Annotated in this window: 19 protein-coding genes; 11 read left to right on the top strand and 8 right to left on the bottom strand. The window is 71.4% G+C overall.

Annotation, left to right across the window (positions count from 1 at the left end):
- Window positions 1-9: 9 nt before the first annotated feature.
- Complete coding sequence (locus tag D0Z08_RS23860) at window positions 10-861, bottom strand: MBL fold metallo-hydrolase (protein ID WP_118927787.1); 852 nt, start codon at window positions 859-861, stop codon at window positions 10-12.
- A 19-nt stretch (window positions 862-880) separates the two neighbouring features.
- Entirely contained in the window at window positions 881-1,642 is a 762-nt protein-coding gene (locus D0Z08_RS23855) for a hypothetical protein (protein WP_118927786.1), read from the bottom strand.
- A 151-nt stretch (window positions 1,643-1,793) separates the two neighbouring features.
- Here D0Z08_RS23855 and hrcA point away from each other — a divergent pair, with 151 nt between their 5' ends.
- The 3 genes from hrcA to D0Z08_RS23840 are packed head-to-tail and all read left to right on the top strand — an operon-like array spanning window position 1,794 to window position 4,780.
- Window positions 1,794-2,810, top strand: coding sequence for a heat-inducible transcriptional repressor HrcA (gene hrcA, locus D0Z08_RS23850; protein ID WP_118927785.1), 1,017 nt, complete (start codon window positions 1,794-1,796; stop codon window positions 2,808-2,810).
- A gap of 43 nt (window positions 2,811-2,853) precedes the next feature.
- Complete coding sequence (dnaJ, locus tag D0Z08_RS23845; RefSeq protein ID WP_118927784.1) at window positions 2,854-4,023, top strand: molecular chaperone DnaJ; 1,170 nt, start codon at window positions 2,854-2,856, stop codon at window positions 4,021-4,023.
- 16 nt (window positions 4,024-4,039) lie between these two features.
- Entirely contained in the window at window positions 4,040-4,780 is a 741-nt protein-coding gene (locus tag D0Z08_RS23840; RefSeq protein ID WP_118927783.1) for a 16S rRNA (uracil(1498)-N(3))-methyltransferase, read from the top strand.
- Window positions 4,781-4,888: 108 nt separating this feature from the next.
- On the opposite strand, the gene D0Z08_RS23835 is transcribed toward D0Z08_RS23840, so the two are convergent.
- Window positions 4,889-5,932: a winged helix DNA-binding domain-containing protein gene (locus D0Z08_RS23835; protein ID WP_182481460.1), complete on the bottom strand. Its 1,044-nt coding sequence runs from the start codon at window positions 5,930-5,932 to the stop codon at window positions 4,889-4,891.
- A 58-nt stretch (window positions 5,933-5,990) separates the two neighbouring features.
- Here D0Z08_RS23835 and D0Z08_RS23830 point away from each other — a divergent pair, with 58 nt between their 5' ends.
- The 3 genes from D0Z08_RS23830 to D0Z08_RS23820 are packed head-to-tail and all read left to right on the top strand — an operon-like array spanning window position 5,991 to window position 8,303.
- Window positions 5,991-6,818, top strand: coding sequence for a 1-acyl-sn-glycerol-3-phosphate acyltransferase (locus D0Z08_RS23830; protein WP_118927781.1), 828 nt, complete (start codon window positions 5,991-5,993; stop codon window positions 6,816-6,818).
- The gene (locus D0Z08_RS23825; RefSeq protein WP_118927780.1) at window positions 6,818-7,267 is read left to right on the top strand and encodes an SRPBCC family protein; all 450 of its coding nucleotides are present in this window, start codon (window positions 6,818-6,820) and stop codon (window positions 7,265-7,267) included. Before D0Z08_RS23830 ends, D0Z08_RS23825 begins: the two co-directional genes overlap by 1 nt.
- Before the next feature lie 43 nt (window positions 7,268-7,310).
- Complete coding sequence (locus tag D0Z08_RS23820) at window positions 7,311-8,303, top strand: SGNH/GDSL hydrolase family protein (RefSeq protein ID WP_118927779.1); 993 nt, start codon at window positions 7,311-7,313, stop codon at window positions 8,301-8,303.
- A gap of 18 nt (window positions 8,304-8,321) precedes the next feature.
- On the opposite strand, the gene D0Z08_RS23815 is transcribed toward D0Z08_RS23820, so the two are convergent.
- The 4 genes from D0Z08_RS23815 to D0Z08_RS23800 form a co-directional block, all read right to left on the bottom strand.
- Complete coding sequence (locus D0Z08_RS23815; RefSeq protein WP_118927778.1) at window positions 8,322-8,720, bottom strand: TM2 domain-containing protein; 399 nt, start codon at window positions 8,718-8,720, stop codon at window positions 8,322-8,324.
- 123 nt (window positions 8,721-8,843) lie between these two features.
- On the bottom strand, window positions 8,844-9,761 hold the full coding sequence (locus D0Z08_RS23810) for a Gmad2 immunoglobulin-like domain-containing protein (RefSeq protein WP_118927777.1): 918 nt from the start codon (window positions 9,759-9,761) through the stop codon (window positions 8,844-8,846).
- A gap of 26 nt (window positions 9,762-9,787) precedes the next feature.
- Window positions 9,788-10,840: a GerMN domain-containing protein gene (locus D0Z08_RS23805; RefSeq protein ID WP_118927776.1), complete on the bottom strand. Its 1,053-nt coding sequence runs from the start codon at window positions 10,838-10,840 to the stop codon at window positions 9,788-9,790.
- Window positions 10,837-11,448 (bottom strand): SigE family RNA polymerase sigma factor, encoded by a 612-nt coding sequence (locus tag D0Z08_RS23800; protein WP_245994369.1) that lies wholly within the window; start codon window positions 11,446-11,448, stop codon window positions 10,837-10,839. Before D0Z08_RS23800 ends, D0Z08_RS23805 begins: the two co-directional genes overlap by 4 nt.
- Window positions 11,449-11,515: 67 nt before the next feature.
- On the opposite strand from D0Z08_RS23800, the gene D0Z08_RS23795 reads away from it, so the two are divergent.
- Window positions 11,516-11,911 (top strand): histidine triad nucleotide-binding protein, encoded by a 396-nt coding sequence (locus D0Z08_RS23795; protein WP_118927774.1) that lies wholly within the window; start codon window positions 11,516-11,518, stop codon window positions 11,909-11,911.
- Here D0Z08_RS23795 and D0Z08_RS23790 read toward each other — a convergent pair.
- Window positions 11,908-12,168 carry a hypothetical protein gene (locus D0Z08_RS23790; RefSeq protein WP_147381525.1) on the bottom strand — a complete coding sequence of 87 codons (261 nt, stop codon included), beginning with the start codon at window positions 12,166-12,168 and terminating at the stop codon, window positions 11,908-11,910. The two genes, D0Z08_RS23795 and D0Z08_RS23790, sit on opposite strands and share 4 nt — an antisense overlap.
- A 138-nt stretch (window positions 12,169-12,306) precedes the next feature.
- On the opposite strand from D0Z08_RS23790, the gene D0Z08_RS23785 reads away from it, so the two are divergent.
- Genes D0Z08_RS23785 through D0Z08_RS23770 form a run of 4 tightly spaced genes read left to right on the top strand, consistent with a single transcriptional unit; the run spans window position 12,307 to window position 15,512 of the window.
- Window positions 12,307-13,329 carry a PhoH family protein gene (locus tag D0Z08_RS23785; RefSeq protein WP_118927772.1) on the top strand — a complete coding sequence of 341 codons (1,023 nt, stop codon included), beginning with the start codon at window positions 12,307-12,309 and terminating at the stop codon, window positions 13,327-13,329.
- 10 nt (window positions 13,330-13,339) lie between these two features.
- A complete protein-coding gene (ybeY, locus tag D0Z08_RS23780; protein ID WP_118927771.1) occupies window positions 13,340-13,816 on the top strand; it encodes an rRNA maturation RNase YbeY in 477 nt (158 codons plus the stop codon).
- Window positions 13,817-13,828: 12 nt separating this feature from the next.
- Window positions 13,829-15,175: a hemolysin family protein gene (locus D0Z08_RS23775; RefSeq protein WP_118927770.1), complete on the top strand. Its 1,347-nt coding sequence runs from the start codon at window positions 13,829-13,831 to the stop codon at window positions 15,173-15,175.
- Window positions 15,168-15,512 carry a cytidine/deoxycytidylate deaminase family protein gene (locus tag D0Z08_RS23770; RefSeq protein ID WP_118927841.1) on the top strand — a complete coding sequence of 115 codons (345 nt, stop codon included), beginning with the start codon at window positions 15,168-15,170 and terminating at the stop codon, window positions 15,510-15,512. The genes D0Z08_RS23775 and D0Z08_RS23770 overlap by 8 nt, the downstream gene beginning before the upstream one ends.
- Window positions 15,513-15,660: the final 148 nt, after the last annotated feature.

Here is a 15,660-nt window from a genome sequence, read left to right as displayed (position 1 = left end):
CGTCGATCCTCAGATCAGCGGCAGCCGCTTCTGCGCGCGGGGGAGCTGCGCATAGCCCCGTCGTACGGCGTCCGCCAGCCCCTCGCGCGGGAACGGCCAGTCCGCGGCGGCGAGCGCCTCGTCGACCGGCACGCCGCGCCCGGCGAGGTCGCGGATCGTCTCGGCGACGACGCCGATGTCGGCGCGCTGGTCCTGGACGAACGCCCGGTCGACCAGGGCCCCGTGGCCGGGAACGATGACCGTGCCCGGGGTGGTCAGGTTGAGCACCAGGTGCAGGGTCAGCGGCCAGTCCATCGGGAACGAGTCGGCGCCGTACGCCGGCGGTGCGGACTCCTCGACCAGGTCGCCGGCCAGCAGCGCGTCGGCGTCGGGCACCCGGACGACCAGGTCGCCGCCGGTGTGCCCGCGGCCGGGATGGACCAGCTCGACCCCGCGGTCACCGAGGTCGATCACGCTGGCCGACGAGAACACGTGGTCGGCGGGCACGATCGGCGTCTCCAGGACCTCGTCGCGGTGCGGGTCGTCGGCGGCGTCGGCGTAGGTCCGCTTGATCCGCTCGCCCGCGCTCACCGTCCGCTCGGCGGCCTCGTCGGTCGCGTGGATCGGCAGGGCGTCGCCGTACTCCTCGCGGAACGTCACGTTGCCGAACGTGTGGTCGAAGTGCTCGTGGGTGTTGACCACCGCCACCACCTCGCCGGCACGGAGGGCCCGCACGTCGGCGACGACCTCCCGTGCGACGCGCGCCGAGCTGTGGGTGTCGACGACGACCAGGCCGCGGTCACCGCCGACCACGCTGACGTTGACGTCGAGCCAGGGATAGCGGGCGACCCACACCCGGTCGGCGATCTCGGTGAACGGCACACCCGGACGGTACGGGGTGTCAGCAGATGGTGTCGTGGAGGTGTTCCCGGAGCAGTCGGCCGAGCTCGGCCGGGGTGGTCGCGGAGCGTCCGAACTCCAGGGTGCGGGCGTGCGCGCCGGAGACGTCGACCCAGCGGACCTCGACCCGGTCCGGCCGCAGGTCGGCGAGGTGGACGCCGACGACGTCGCGGAGCCGGGTGTCGGTCGTCGTGGCGATCGCCTGCCGGAGATCGTCCTGGTGGCAGTTGTTCGCGTGCTCGACGGATCGCTGGAGGAAGCCGCGGTTGAGCTGGTGGGCAGGGGAGGAATACGCCGTCAGCGGCACCCGCTGCTGGACCTGCTCACCCGGCTCGCGGCCCGGGTAGGTGAGCAGCACGAAGTCGAGCTCGAGGCAGAGCGTGTCCCGCACCCGGTCACAGCACGGGCACTCCTCCCGGTCAGCGATCGCCAGTCGGCCGGCCAGGGTGACCGACGCGCGTCGGGAGGGGGAGCCGGGCCGGCCGAGGCCACTGGTGAGCGTGACGAGCGCGTTCCTCCCGGCGGCGGCGGCCTGCGCGAGCGGCGTGCCGGCCGGGCAGGTGAAGACCGGGCTCCCCTCGATGTCGCGGAGGTCGAGACCGCCGCCGCCGGTGCCGTCCGCGTCGTCGAGGCCGGCGGCGATGTCGTCGACGCCGTCGACGACGAGTTGGACGTCGTCGGGACAGGCCAGGATGCTGCGGGCAGCGGCGGCGAGCTGAGCTGCGTTGGCCGGTTCGGTGCGGTGGCTGCTGTCGACGGTCACGATCGCTCCTTCGCTCAGTTTAGGTAAGCCTAACCTATACGATCCCGTGGCGACAGGGTGCGTCGCCGTCCTCGCCGGCGGCGGTATCCTTGGCACTCCCGAGATCCGAGTGCCAAACGATTGACCAACGATTGACCAGACAGGAGGCGAGATGCAGGAGGACCGCAGGCTCGCCGTGCTGCGCGCGATCGTCGAGGACTACGTGGCGACCGAGGAGCCGGTCGGCTCCAAGGCGCTGGTCGAGCGGCACGGCCTCAACGTCTCGCCGGCCACCATCCGCAACGACATGGCCGCGCTCGAGGACGAGGGCTACCTCGCGCAGCCCCACACCAGCGCGGGGCGGGTGCCGACCGACAAGGGCTACCGGCTGTTCGTCGACCGGCTGACCACCGTGAAGCCGATGAGCTCCGCCGAGCGGCGGGCGATCGCCACGTTCCTCGACGGCGCGGTCGACCTCGACGACGTCGTGCACCGGTCGGTCCGGGTGCTGTCGCAGCTGACCCGCCAGGTGGCCGTGGTGCAGTACCCCACGCTGTCCCGATCGACCGTGCGGCACATCGAGATCGTCGCGCTGACCCCCTCCCGGCTGCTGGTCGTGCTGATCCTCAGCACCGGGCGGGTCGAGCAGCGGTTGGTCGAGCTGGGCGAGGAGCTGGGCGACGACGACCTGGCCGCGCTGCGGTCGCGGGTCAACCTCGCCGCGACGGGCGAGCAGATCGCGCAGGCCGCCGTCGCGCTCCACGACCTGCTCGCCGGCGACCAGCCGGCCCCCGCGGCCACCACCGCGGTGGTCGACGTCCTGGTCGAGGCGATGAGCGACCACCGGTCCGACGAGCGCATCGCCGTCGGCGGTACGGCGAACCTCGCCCGCTTCGGTGACAGCTTCGACTCCGCGGTCCGGCCGCTGCTCGAGGCGCTCGAGGAGCAGGTGGTGCTGCTCAAGCTCCTCGGTGAGGCCACCAGCGGCGGCGCCGTCACCGTCCGCATCGGCGCCGAAGGCCCCTACCAGGAGCTGTCGTCGACCAGCGTGGTCGCGACCGGCTACGGGCCTGACGACGCTCTCGCTTCGCTCGGCATCGTCGGCCCGACCCGGATGGACTACCCGAGCACGATGGCGGCCGTTCGCGCCGTCGCCCGCTATGTGTCGAGGATCCTCGACGAGGGCTGACCCCCCGTCCCAGACGCACCCACCCAGAGAAGCAAGGAAGCACGTGAGCCAGGACCTGTACGACCTCCTCGGTGTCGCCCGCGACGCGGACGCCGACGCCATCAAGAAGGCCTACCGGCGCCTCGCCCGCCAGCTGCACCCCGACGTCAATCCCGACCCGGAGGCGCAGGAGCAGTTCAAGAAGGTGTCGGCGGCCTACGAGGTGCTGTCGGACCCGCAGAAGCGGGCGGCCTACGACCGTGGCGGCGACCCGTTCGGCGGTGGGTTCGGCGGCCAGGGAGCCGGTTTCTCCTTCACCGACATCATGGACGCGTTCTTCGGCGGCTCGGCCGGTGGCGCGACCCGCGGCCCGCGGCCGCGGACCCGACGCGGCCAGGACGCGCTCATCCGGCTCGAGGTCGACCTTGCCGAGGCGGCGTTCGGCGTGTCCCGCGAGCTGAAGGTCGACACGGCGATCCGCTGCACCACCTGTGGCGGCGACGGCGCGGCCCCGGGCAGCAAGCCGGTCGCGTGCGAGACCTGCCACGGGCAGGGCGAGGTCGCCCACGTCCAGCGCTCGTTCCTCGGCGAGATCCGCACCCTGCGGCCGTGCCCCGCGTGTCGCGGGTTCGGCTCCGTGATCCCCGACCCGTGCCGCGAGTGCGCGGGCGACGGGCGGGTGCGGTCGCGCCGTACCCTCACCGTCAAGATCCCCGCCGGCGTCGACACCGGGACCCGCGTCCAGCTGAGCGAGCAGGGCGAGATCGGCCCGGGCGGTGGTCCGCCGGGAGACCTCTACGTCGAGATCCACGTCGCGCCCCACCCGACCTTCACCCGCCACGGCAACGACCTGCACTGCACCGTCGTCGTACCGATGACCGCGGCGGCGCTCGGGCTGACGCTGACGTTGCCGACGCTCGAGGCAGACCTCGTCGACGCCGAGGGTGCAGCAGCGTCGGGGCTCCAGACCAGCTTCGAGCTCGAGGTCCCGCCCGGCACGCAGTCCGGCAGCGAGAGCGTCGTCCGCGGCCAGGGCGTGCCCGGGCTGCGCGGCGGCCGCGGCGACCTGATCGTGACGGTCACCGTCGAGACCCCGACCCGGCTCGACCCCCGCCAGGAGGAGCTGCTCCGCGAGCTGGCCACGCTGCGTGGTGAGGAGCAGCCGACCGGCCGCGTGCGGGCGACGCAGAAGTCGGTCTTCGGGCGGCTCCGCGACGCGTTCAACCAGCACTGACGCCGAGGTTCGACCGGTGACGCTCCCGCAGCACGTGGTGCCGTCCCTCGCCGGGGTCACCCGCGGCGTGATCGTCACCGTCGAGGGCGACGAGGCCCACCACGCCGTCGTCGTACGGCGCCTGCGGGTCGGTGAGCAGGTCACGCTGGCCGACGGCATCGGCGTGATCGTCACCGGCGTGGTGAGCGCGACCTCGAAGCGCTCGTTCGAGGTCCGGGTGACAGCGGTCGACGAGGTCAGTGAGCCGGCGCCATCGGTCACCGTCGTGCAAGCGCTGCCGAAGGGCGATCGCGGAGAGCTCGCGGTCGAGGTGCTCACCGAGATCGGTGCCGCCCGGATCGTCCCGTGGGCTGCCACCCGCAGCGTCGCGGTCTGGAAGGGCGAGCGGGCCGCCAAGTCCCACGCGAAGTGGCAGAGCACCGCGCGCGAGGCCGCCAAGCAGGCCCGCCGGGCCTGGCACCCGGTCGTCCCACCACTCGCCACCACCGCGGACGTGCTGGACATGATCCGCGGCGCCGAGCTGGCGGTCGTCCTGCACGAGGACGCGAGCGAGCCGCTCGGCGCGATCGCCCTCCCGGACGCGGGCGAGATCCTGGTCGTGGTCGGGCCCGAGGGCGGGCTGACCGACGAGGAGGTCGCCGGGTTCGTCGCCGAGGGGGCGGTCGCCGTACGTCTCGGCCCCGAGGTGCTGCGCACCTCCACTGCCGGGGTGGCCGCTGTCGCGGCGCTGCTGTCGCGGACGGGGCGGTGGGGGTAGGGCTGCAGGAATCCCCGGTCCGCCGGTGATTCCTGCGCTTGTCGGCCAATGCAACGGCCGACAAGCGCCAGTTCTGGCCGGGTGATGTGACGGATGAGGCGGGTGGGGCTACGAGGCGAGCAAGGCCTCGGTGCGCGCGATCTCCTCGTCGAGCTCGGCCTGCTCGCGCTTCGTGAGGTCCCGGTGCAGCCGGTCGATCCGGACCCGGTCGTCCTCGACGCGCCAGATGCCGGCGAGCCACCCGCCGGCGAAGACGGTGTTGCCGATGCCGCCGTTGGTGCCCATCCACGACCTCCGGGCCTCGGCGTCGGTGACCCGGTCGCGGGCGGCGTGCGAGAGCCACACGTTGTCGTAGGTGCCGAGCAGTCGCACCGGCGCGGGGGCGTCCTCGTCGGCGATCGGCGCCCCGTCGACGTCGTAGAGCACCCGGCCGTCCTCGTCCTCGTGCTGCACGAGGTCGTCCATGCCCTTGAGCACCGGCCCGAGCCGGGTCACCGCGGACCAGGCGGTGACGTCGGCGGCGGTCGCGGGCCCGAACGCGCGCAGGTAGCGCCGCACCAGCGCGGGCACGTCCGGCTCGGCCATCGGCACCCCTGTCCAGCGGTCGACGTAGTCGTAGACGACGCCGCCCGACGACTTCCAGCAACCGCGCGGCGGCAGCTGGGCGAGTGGTGCGATGGAGCGGGCCAGCTGGCCGAGCTGGGTCGCGGGGTAGGAGAACCGCTCCGCGAGCCGCAGGCCGATGTCCTTCTGCGGCAGCGGCCCGTCGGCCAGCACCTCGCGCAGCGCGGCCTCGGCCTCCGGCCGCGCGATCTCCCGGGCGTCGCCGATCGACTGGCTCACCCGGATCTCCTGCTCGATCCGCGGTGCGACCCACGGCCGGAGCTCCGCGGCGTCGTCGGGCGTCAACAGGTGGATGGTGCCGCGCATGGTCAGCAGCCGCACCAGGCGCCGCTGCTCCAGGAGCGCGCTCACGTTGTGCGGGTCGAGGCCGGTCAGCCGGGCGGCGAGCGAGAGGTACGGCGGCAGGTTCTCCTGGGCCTGGAGGCCGACCAGGTGGCGCACCATCTCCTCGGGCGACATCGCGACCCGCTCGAGGAGGTGCTGACGCAGCAGCAGCGTGCGGTTGAGGCGCTGGCGGGTCAATCGCATGTGCAAGGACACTAGTGTTCGGCACAGACAGTTAGTCACTGGCGGAGAAGGGGGTGCCATGGCGCTGGTTCGCCTTCCGTCGCTGCACCGGGTGCCGGACGGGATCGAGGGGCGCGACCCGGAGTACATCCGCCGGATCCTTCCGCGGCTCTGGCTCGCGTTCGAGCTGTACTTCCGCGCCGAGGTCGACGGGTTCGAGCACGTCCCCGACGAGCCGGTGCTCTTCGTCGGCAACCACAGCGGGGGAGCGAGCGTCCCCGACACCTGGCTGTTCCTGCTGGCCTACAACACCTACTTCACCGTCGAGGGCCGCCCGGTGATCGGCCTCGCGCACCGGGTCATCACCGACACCCCGCTGATCGGTGACCTGGCCCGCAAGTTCGGCATGGTCAAGGCCGGCCCGCACCGGGCCCGCGAGGTGCTGGCGCAGGGCGCGAACGTGCTCGTCTATCCCGGCGGTGATGTCGAGGCGCTGCGGCCGACCCGCGACCGCAACCGGATCGTCTTCGACGGCCGTATGGGCTTCCTCAAGCTCGCGCACGACGCCGGCGTCAAGATCGTCCCCGTGGTCGCGACCGGCGGCCAGGAGACGGTCCTCATCCTCAACGACGGCCGGAAGACGGCGCAGCTGCTCGGCTTCGACAGGTTCCTCCGCATCAAGTCCGTCCCGCTCACGTTGAGCATCCCGTGGGGCCTGCTGCCGGGCGGTCTCCCGCACCTCCCGTTCCCCGCGAAGATCCGGATGCAGGTGCTGCCGCCGATCGACCTGCAGGAGAGGTACGGCGACGAGCCCGACTGGGACGACGCCTACGACTACGTCACGTCCGCGATGCAGGTCGCCCTTTCGTCGCTCGCGGCGCGCACGATCCTCCCGGTGCTGGGCTGATGGCGACGACCGCGACCGAGTCGATCGTCGTACGACGTCCGCTCGAGGAGGTCGCCAAGACCGCGACCGATCCCGGGGTGCTGCTACCGCTCGTCGCCGGTCTCGGGCGGTTCGAGTTCATCGGCCCCGGCGTCGACGGCGCCGAGGAGTGGGACATGTTCCTCGACATCGGCGCGATCCACGTGGGCGGGCGGGTCCACGTCGTCAGCGCCGCGCCGACCCTGCGCTGGCATTCCGTCCGCGGCACCCGCCACTCGATGCAGGTCGAGGTGACCGAGCATCCCGACGGCGCTGAGGTGACGATGGCGATGACGGTCGAGCTGGGCGGCCTGGTGATGGGCCGCTTCGCCGAGCTCCTCGCCCGCAGCATCGCCGGCCGCCACCTGGTGGCCGGCCTGGAGCAGCTCCGGCACCACCTCGAGTTCGAGGCGCCGAGGGAGCTGCCCTGAGTAGGTCGTGTGACCTGGAGGCGCTTCGGGCGTTGATGAGGGCATGCGCATCCGGATCGTGGCGTCGGTGGCGGTCATCGCCACCCTCGTCGGCCTCCCGTCCACGCCGGCACTGGCCGACAGGAGCGAGCCCGACAGCGCGTCCGTCGCGGCGCCACGCTTCGACGAATACGTCGCCCTCGGGGATTCCTGGTCCGCCGACGTCGTCTTCCTCGACGGCAACGGGCTGCCGGACACGACCCATGTCCCGATCGACTGCGCCCAGTCCCGCGTGAACTACCCCAAGCTGGTGGCCAACGAGCTCGGCATCCCGGTGCTTCGCGACGCTACCTGCGGTTCGGCCACGACAGAGCACTTCGCGGGGGCGCAGGCACTGCCGCTCGGCGGCACCAACCCGCCGCAGTACGACCGACTGACGCCCACCACCGACCTCGTGACCGTGGGCATCGGCGGCAACGACGCCGGCATCGCGGGCGCGGCCCTCGCCTGCATCAGCCTGCTGCCCATCGAGACGATCCCGATGGACCTGCTCCCGCTGCCGGAGCTTCCGCTGCCACTGATCTCGACCTCGACGCTGCCGGTGGGAGGCTGCAAGAGCTACTTCACCGCGGGTGGCGTCGACCGGCTCGCAGTCGCGATTGCCGAGTCCGAGATCAAGCTCGTGCGCGCTTTCCGACGGATCCACCAGCTGTCCCCGGAGGCCCGGATCCTGGCGGTCAACTACCTCGCCGCGGTGCCCCAGCGCGGCTGCTGGCCGCTGGTGCCGGTCACCACCAAGGACATGGCCTACCTCTACGACACGTTCCTCAGGCTCAACGCGATGGTCGCGCGGGCAGCCCGCCGGGGCGGTGCGGAGCTGGTCGACACCTACACCCCGACCATCGGCCACGACATGTGCAAGGGACCCAGGGTGCGGTACGCCGAGGCGTTCGGACCGTCCGTCAACGACCTGGCAATCGGCGTGCCCGCGCACCCCAACTCCGCCGGCGCGCGGGCTCAGGCCCGGGCCGTACTGGCCTACCTGCGGACCCACTGACCGAGCGCCACCGCGTGCTCAGGCGGGCTTCAGCGGCAGCCCCCTGCCGTCCCGGGGATGGCCGGAGAGGATCACGATGCCGTCGATGGCGGACCACCACATGCCGATCCCGCAGGTGAACACTGCGACCAGGAGCTGGGCGACCCCCAACCCAGGCTGCCCCATGTAGAACCTGCCGATCCCGATGGGCAGGAAGATCTGCAGCACGCCCGCGGTGACCTTGGACTTGTCCGACCAGGGCAGGCCGGTCAGCGGATCGATGCCGTACGGCGCCGCCGGGACCTGGCCGTACGGCATGGCCGGGCGGTAGCCGTACGGTGCCGGCGGAGCGACGTACGGCTGGTAGTGCTGCTGGGGGAGCTGGATGGGCACGGGGAGGCCCTCGTGGGCCGCGGGTCGGGGTTCCTCGTCGGTCATGGTTCGGAGCCGATCAGTGGTCGGGAGTGGATGGATCGACGGTAGAAGGTGCAGCTTCCGCGCGAATCACGGAAACCCACCATCATTGACCCGCGTCGACCGCCAGTCCCGCGGTGTTCTCCGCTACTCGACCACGATCGTCTTGGTGTCCTCGGTCGGCTCGCCACCCTCGGCGCCACCCGACGGGTCGTCGGTCATGGCCACGAACGTGTAGGTGCCGGGCGCGAGCTCGCTGACGTCGACCTCGGCCTGCCACGGGTAGAGGCCGTCGATGTAGCCCTCGGCCGTGGAGAAGCCCTCGAGCACGGTCTCGCCCGCTTCGTCGCGGACCTGCCACGGCACCGTCGCCTCGAACGAGCTGGCCTCGCCGCTCGCGGTGAACGTGTCGGTGACCGTCGCACCCTCCGCGGGGGAGAGCACGTTGACGAGTGCCCGGGTCGACAGCTCGTCGGCCGCGCCGACCACTGGGGCGTCGCCGAAGAGCATGCCCGACGGCAGGACCACGATCGGCACCTCGGCGCCCTCCACTCCCTGCAGCGTGTAGACGAGCTGCTGCACGGCGAGCTTCGCCTCGGCCTCGGTCATCCCGGGGGCGGGCGTGTTCCACGCGTCGTCGCGGAGGGTGACGGCGAACTTCTCGCCGTCGTACTCGATGCTCTCGAAGCCGCCGCCCTCGGGGAACAGCGTGCGGTAGTCCGGGTCCGCCGCGTCACCGGCGACCATCAGCGCGGCTGCCTCCTCCAGCGGGTTGTCGGCCTCGACCTCGCGCTGCTCCGCGAACAGGCGCGGCCCGCGTGGGGTGTCACCGACGAAGTAGACCGGGACGGTGACCGTCTCGGTCGTGCCGCCGGTCGTCTCGGACTCGGTCGGCGCGTCGGTGGGTGGGGTCGTCGCGTCGGTCGGCGATGCGTCGGACGTCTCCGACTCCGGCGTGGAGGCCGGGTCGTCGGCGATGTTGGACGGTTCGTCGTCGCCGCAGCCCGAGAGGACGAGGGCAGTGACTACTGCGGTGATGGCGAGGGGGAAGGCGTGGCGCTTCATGGTTCGATCCTCTCGGTGGTGGATGGTCAGCGGACCGTGATCGTCCGCGTGTCGCTGAATTCACTGGGGGTGTCCGACGTCTGTCCGACGTCGAGACCGGTGACGGTGAAGACGTACTGGCCCGGTGCCAAGCCGCTCAGGTCGATCTCGCTGGTCTCCCAGCCGGGCGCGCCGAGCGTCGCCCGGGCGTCGGGGCCCTCGATGTCGATGTGCGTGGCCTCGCCCTGGTCGACGACGTCGCCGCCGAGGGACAGGGTCCACTCGACCCGCCGGACGTTCGTCGACATGGTGCCGTTGGCGCTCAGGGTGCCGTCCTCGACGAGGAGGCCTTCGGAGGGGTCGGTGATGTTGACCGGAGCGGTGATCCCGAACGACGTGTCGCGATCCACCTGTGCTCCGACGCGGAGCCCGAGCACCTCACGCGCCGGCTCGCCGCCCTGCTCGAAGGCAACAGGGAGCCTCTCGCCCAGCGCGGCTTCGGCGGTGTAGACCGCCTGCTGCACTCCGAGGTAGGCGGCTCCCGTGGGGTCCGTCGGCTGGAGTGCCGCCTCGGTCCCGAGCTCCACGACGATCCGGTCGTCCTCGACCTCCACCGCGGTGAACGAGTCCTCCGGCCACAGCGTGCGGTAGCCGTGGTCCTTCGGACCGAGGTCGGAAGCCAGCCGCTGCAGCGCGAAGAGCACCTTCTCGGCCGGGTCGCTGGTCGGCGTGACCGCTTGGAACTCGCGGAACAGCCGCAGACCGGTGCCGGTCTCCCCGACGAAGTACAGGCCGGCCGCAGACGTCGTCGGAACCGTCGACTCCTCGCTCGTCGGGCCGCCCGCGACGGGTGGCTCGTCGTCCCGGTCGTCGTCGCCGAGCCCGCCCACGACGAAGGTCGCTGCGACCACGGTCGCGGCGACGGCGCCGGCACCGACGAGCACAGGAGCCCACCGGGCCTTCGTCGTACGGCGCGCGCGGGTGCGGCGTCGTACCTCCGCGAGCCGGTCGCGGGGCTCGACGTCGGAGACCGCGTCGTGGAAGACGGCCCGCAGGTCGTCGTTGCCCGAATCGTTGGGATGCATGTCCTTGCCGTTCATTGGTCGGTCCTCAGGTCCGGGCCGAGTCCTTCGAGGATGGGTCGCAGGGTCGCGGAGCCGCGGGATGCGTGGCTCTTGACCGCGCCGCGGCTGATGCCGAGGGTCTCGGCGATCTCCGCCTCGGACAGGTCGAGGTAGTAGCGCAACGCCAGCACCTCGCGCTGGCGCCGGGGGAGCTGTTGCAGGGCGTCGAGCACCATCCGTCGCCGGCTGTCACCCAGCACGGGCTGGTCGGCACCGGGTGCCACGTCGGGCCCCTGCTGCCGCGCGAGGTAGCGGGTCACGACACCCCGGTGCCGCAGCGCCGAGCGCGAGCGGTTGACGACCGCCTGGCGGAGGTAGGCCAGCGCCTTGTGGTGGTCGGCCAGTCGGTCCCACTTCTGGTGCACGGCGACCAGCGCGTCCTGGACGATCTCCTCGGCCATGCCCTGGTCGTGCACGAGGAGCACGGACAGCCGCACCAGCTGGTTCCAGTGCGCGAGGTAGAGCGCCTCGATCGCCGCATCGGCGTCCGCCCTGGCATCGGTCGCGTCCGGGGATGCCTCGTTCACGCCGACGCCCCAGGTCGGGTGCGGCGCGATCCCGGTAGTCGCTGCATAAGCGGTCACGCTAGTTCCACGCGCTCCCCGCGGACCGGGTTGACGTCGGCGCGCCCCGATTTGGGAAGGTGGGGGTGTGACCTCTCCCACTGATCCAGCACCGTCTGATCCAGCACCGTCTGATCCGGACTGCCTGTTCTGCAAGATCGCCGCGGGCGACATCCCGGCGACGATCGTTCACGAGTCGGAGACGACGGTCGCCTTCCGGGACCTCAACCCGCAGGCGCCGACCCATGTCCTGGTGATCCCGCGCAGCCACTACCCGAACGCGGCAGCGCTCGCGGAGGCGGAGCCGGCAACGGCGGTGCACCTGTTCGACGCGGCGCGCGAGATCGCCGCGCAGGAGGGGATCGACGGAGACGACGGGGGCTACCGGATGGTGCTCAACACCGGCGCCGCCGCGCACCAGACCGTCTTCCACGCGCACCTGCACGTGCTGGGCGGTCGCCCGATGACCTGGCCGCCGGGCTAGAGCGCCTGCAGGAGCCGCATCAGGGCGAAGAGCACCGGCAGCCCGAACACGACGAGCAGCACCCAGGCCGTGATCCGGTGGTAGGGCTTGGCTCCGTCGAGCGAGCCGGCGAACTCCAGCAGCGCGCCGTCCGGCACGTGGTGGGTGAGCCCGAGCTTCCGGGCGTCCTCCGGCAGGTGGTTGCCGGGGAACCAGGACGGCTCGGCGTCGGGCGCGGGCTCGACCCGCTCCTCGTCGTACTCGTCCTGGTGCGTCATGCGCACACGGTACGCGCCCTGGACGAACACCCGCGGGACCGTACCGGGACTAAACACAGTCGGCCTGTGCGTTGAAGCGGCGTAACATGAGGGACACCCTGTCGCCGTACCGGAAAGGAAGCCCAGCTAAGGGCTTGGATGACCAACACATCGACGCACCAGATCCGTCACACCGTCGTGGTGCCCAACAGCATCGACATGGTCAGCCTGCTCGGTCCCGGTGACGAGCATCTCGGCATGATCGAGCAAAGCTTCGGCTGCGAGATCCACGTGCGCGGCAACCGGATCACGTTCCACGGCGACCCCGGCGAGGTCGCGCTCGCGGAACGGCTCCTCGAGGAGCTGGTCGCGATCCTCCGCACCGGTCAGGGCGTGACGCCCGAGACCGTCGAGCGGGTGATCGGCATGCTCCGCGCCGAGACGACCGAGCGTCCTGCCGACGTGCTCTCGCTCAACATCCTGAGCAACCGCGGCCGGTCGATCCGCCCGAAGACCGTCAACCAGAAGCGCTACGTCGAGGCGATCGACAAGCACACCATCACGTTCGGCATCGGCCCCGCCGGCACCGGCAAGACCTACCTGGCGATGGCGAAGGCGGTGCAGGCCCTCCAGTCCAAGCAGGTCAACCGGATCATCCTGTCGCGGCCGGCGGTCGAGGCGGGGGAGAAGCTCGGCTTCCTGCCCGGCACGCTCAGTGAGAAGATCGACCCCTACCTGCGGCCGTTGTACGACGCGCTCCACGACATGATCGACCCGGAGTCGATCCCGAAGCTGCTCGCCGCCGGGACCATCGAGGTGGCCCCGCTCGCCTACCTGCGGGGCCGGTCGCTGAACGACTCGTTCATCGTGCTCGACGAGGCGCAGAACACCACGCCCGAGCAGATGAAGATGTTCCTCACCCGGCTGGGGTTCGGGTCCAAGATCGTGGTCACCGGTGACGTGACCCAGGTCGACCTGCCGTCGGGCACCACGTCCGGGCTGCGGATCGTCGAAGACATCCTCGACGGGGTCGACGACCTGACCTTCATCCGGCTGACCGCGCACGACGTCGTGCGCCACAAGCTGGTCGGACGCATCGTCGAGGCCTACGACGTCTACGACGCCCGCGCCGAGCAGGTCCACCCGGGACCTGTCGCGCGACCGAAGCGCCGCGATGGATGACAATGCTCTCGTGAGCATCGAGGTCCTCGACGAGTCCGGCACCGGCGTCGACGTGAAGCACCTGGCGCGGTTGAGCCGGTTCGTGATGGACCAGATGCGCGTGCACCCGCTCGCCGAGCTCTGCATCAAGGCCGTCGACGAGCCGACCATCGCGCAGCTCAACGCGCAGTGGATGGAGAAGGACGGCCCGACCGACGTGCTCGCGTTCCCGATGGACGAGCTGCGGCCGGGGCTGGTGACCGAGGAGCCCGAGGAGGGTGTCCTCGGCGACCTGGTGCTGTGCCCGGTGGTCGCAGAACGGCAGGGCGAGGCGGCCGGCCACGGCACCGTCGCCGAGCTCGAGCTGCTGACCGTCCACGGCATCCTCCACCTCCTCGGCTACGACCACGCGGAGCCGGAGGAGCACCGGGAGATGTTCGGGCTGCAGGACCAGCTGCTCGCCCAGTGGAGCGACGGCGCTGCGCCCGGTTCGTCCCAGGCCGGCTGAGCGGACACACCCATGGCGGCCGGCGACCTGTGGTTGCTCGTGATCGCGGCGATCCTCGTCGTGCTGGCGGGGCTCTTCGCTGCGGCGGAAGCCGCGCTCGGCGGGTTCTCGCGCGCCCGAGCGGGCGAGCTGGAGAGCGAGCGGCGTCCGGGCGCGAAGCGGCTGGTCGTCGTACTCGATGACGCGCCGCCGTACCTCAACACCGCCCTCTTCGTCCGGATGCTCTGTGAGATCGCCGCGATCGTGCTGGTCGCGGTCCTGATCACGGACCACTTCGTCGACCAGTCCTTCTGGGCCCGGGTCGGGATCGCGGTCGGCGCGATGCTCGTGGTGTCGTTCGTGGTGGTCGGCGTCGCTCCGCGCACCCTCGGCCGGCAGCACGCCGACCTGGTCGCGTTGTGGTCCGCGTTGCCGCTGTGGGCGCTGACCCGGATCCTGGGGCCGTTCCCCAAGCTGCTGATCATGATCGGCAATGCGATCACGCCGGGCCGCGGCTTCCGCGAGGGTCCGTTCTCGACGGAGACAGAGCTGCGCGAGCTGGTCGACATCGCCGAGGCATCGGCGGTGATCGAGTCCGAGGAACGGAAGATGATCCACTCCGTCTTCGAGCTCGGCGACACCACGGTGCGCGAGGTGATGGTGCCGCGCGGCGACGTCGTCTACATCGAGACCTACAAGAACCTGCGGCAGACCCTCTCGCTCTTCCTCCGCTCCGGCTTCTCGCGGGTCCCCGTGATCGGCGAGAACCTCGACGACGTCCACGGCTTCGCCTACCTCAAGGACGTCGTCCGCCGCGACTTCGAGGCTCCCGACGTCGAGCTCACCCAGCGGGTCGAGGAGATCATGCGCCCGGTCCTCTGGGTCCCGGACTCCAAGCCGGTCGACGACCTGCTGCGCGAGATGCAGGCCCGCCGTCAGCACATCGCCGTCGTCGTCGATGAGTACGGCGGCACCGCCGGCCTGATCACCATCGAGGACCTGCTCGAGGAGATCGTCGGTGAGATCACCGACGAGTACGACGAGGAGGCCGTCGATGTCGAGCACCTCGCCCACGGGGAGGTGCGGGTGTCCTCGCGCTACCCGATCGACGACCTCGACGAGATCTTCGGGTTCGACGTCGAGGAGGAGGACGTCGACTCGATCGGCGGCCTGATGGCCAAGCACCTCGGCAAGGTTCCGATCCCCGGCTCTGCCGTCGAGTGCCACGGGCTCCGGTTCGAGGCCGAGCAGGCTGCCGGCCGCCGCAACAAGGTCGGCACGGTGCGGATCCGGCGGCTGGAGCCGGCCGAGGCCGGGCTGGTCGAGGAGGCCGCGCAGCGACCGTCCCGAGACCACGCCGATAATGGTCGGCATGGCTGAGATCTCCGCCGAGGACAAGAAGCTCGTCACCCTCGCCCGCGCCACCCGCGCGCGCATCGGTGCGGCCGAGGGAGCTGCGGCGCGCGACACGGACGGCCGGACCTACGCCGCAGCGACGGTGGATCTCCCGAGTCTCCAGATCTCCGCGGTGCAGGCCTGCATCGCGATGGCCGTCGCGTCCGGGTCGGCAGGGATCGACGCCATCGTCGTGCTGGGGGAGTCGGGCGAGCTGGCCTCGCTCGACCGCGCGCCGCTGAGCGACTTCAGCGGCGCCGACGGCGTCGTCGTACATCTCGGTGACTCGCGGGGCGCGATCGCCTCGACCATCACGGTCTGACCCGCCCGCCCAGGCGGAAGTGGCGGCGACCCGCCCCTCTCAGAGGGGCGGGCCCGCCGCGGCGGCGCCGGAAGCCACGGGAGCAGAGACCGCGAGCAGGAACGCGGAGCTGTCGAGTCCATGGGGGAGTCGGCGCACGGTTAGGGAT

The sequence above is a fragment of the Nocardioides immobilis genome (genome assembly GCF_003515065.1).
Lineage (GTDB): Bacteria > Actinomycetota > Actinomycetes > Propionibacteriales > Nocardioidaceae > Nocardioides > Nocardioides immobilis.
The sequence above is the reverse complement of the archived record's forward strand: the minus strand, read 5'-3'. Positions and strand labels throughout refer to the sequence as shown.

Bases quoted from the DNA above. Each gene is read 5' to 3' on its own strand.
- hrcA (WP_118927785.1), top strand. From the start codon at position 1,794: ATGCAGGAGGACCGCAGGCTCGCCGTGCTGCGCGCGATCGTCGAGGAC.
- D0Z08_RS23835 (WP_182481460.1), bottom strand. From the start codon at position 5,932: ATGCGATTGACCCGCCAGCGCCTCAACCGCACGCTGCTGCTGCGTCAG.
- D0Z08_RS23830 (WP_118927781.1), top strand. From the start codon at position 5,991: ATGGCGCTGGTTCGCCTTCCGTCGCTGCACCGGGTGCCGGACGGGATC.
- D0Z08_RS23825 (WP_118927780.1), top strand. From the start codon at position 6,818: ATGGCGACGACCGCGACCGAGTCGATCGTCGTACGACGTCCGCTCGAG.
- D0Z08_RS23820 (WP_118927779.1), top strand. From the start codon at position 7,311: ATGCGCATCCGGATCGTGGCGTCGGTGGCGGTCATCGCCACCCTCGTC.
- D0Z08_RS23815 (WP_118927778.1), bottom strand. From the start codon at position 8,720: ATGACCGACGAGGAACCCCGACCCGCGGCCCACGAGGGCCTCCCCGTG.
- D0Z08_RS23810 (WP_118927777.1), bottom strand. From the start codon at position 9,761: ATGAAGCGCCACGCCTTCCCCCTCGCCATCACCGCAGTAGTCACTGCC.
- D0Z08_RS23805 (WP_118927776.1), bottom strand. From the start codon at position 10,840: ATGAACGGCAAGGACATGCATCCCAACGATTCGGGCAACGACGACCTG.
- D0Z08_RS23790 (WP_147381525.1), bottom strand. From the start codon at position 12,168: ATGACGCACCAGGACGAGTACGACGAGGAGCGGGTCGAGCCCGCGCCC.
- D0Z08_RS23785 (WP_118927772.1), top strand. From the start codon at position 12,307: ATGACCAACACATCGACGCACCAGATCCGTCACACCGTCGTGGTGCCC.
- D0Z08_RS23775 (WP_118927770.1), top strand. From the start codon at position 13,829: ATGGCGGCCGGCGACCTGTGGTTGCTCGTGATCGCGGCGATCCTCGTC.
- D0Z08_RS23770 (WP_118927841.1), top strand. From the start codon at position 15,168: ATGGCTGAGATCTCCGCCGAGGACAAGAAGCTCGTCACCCTCGCCCGC.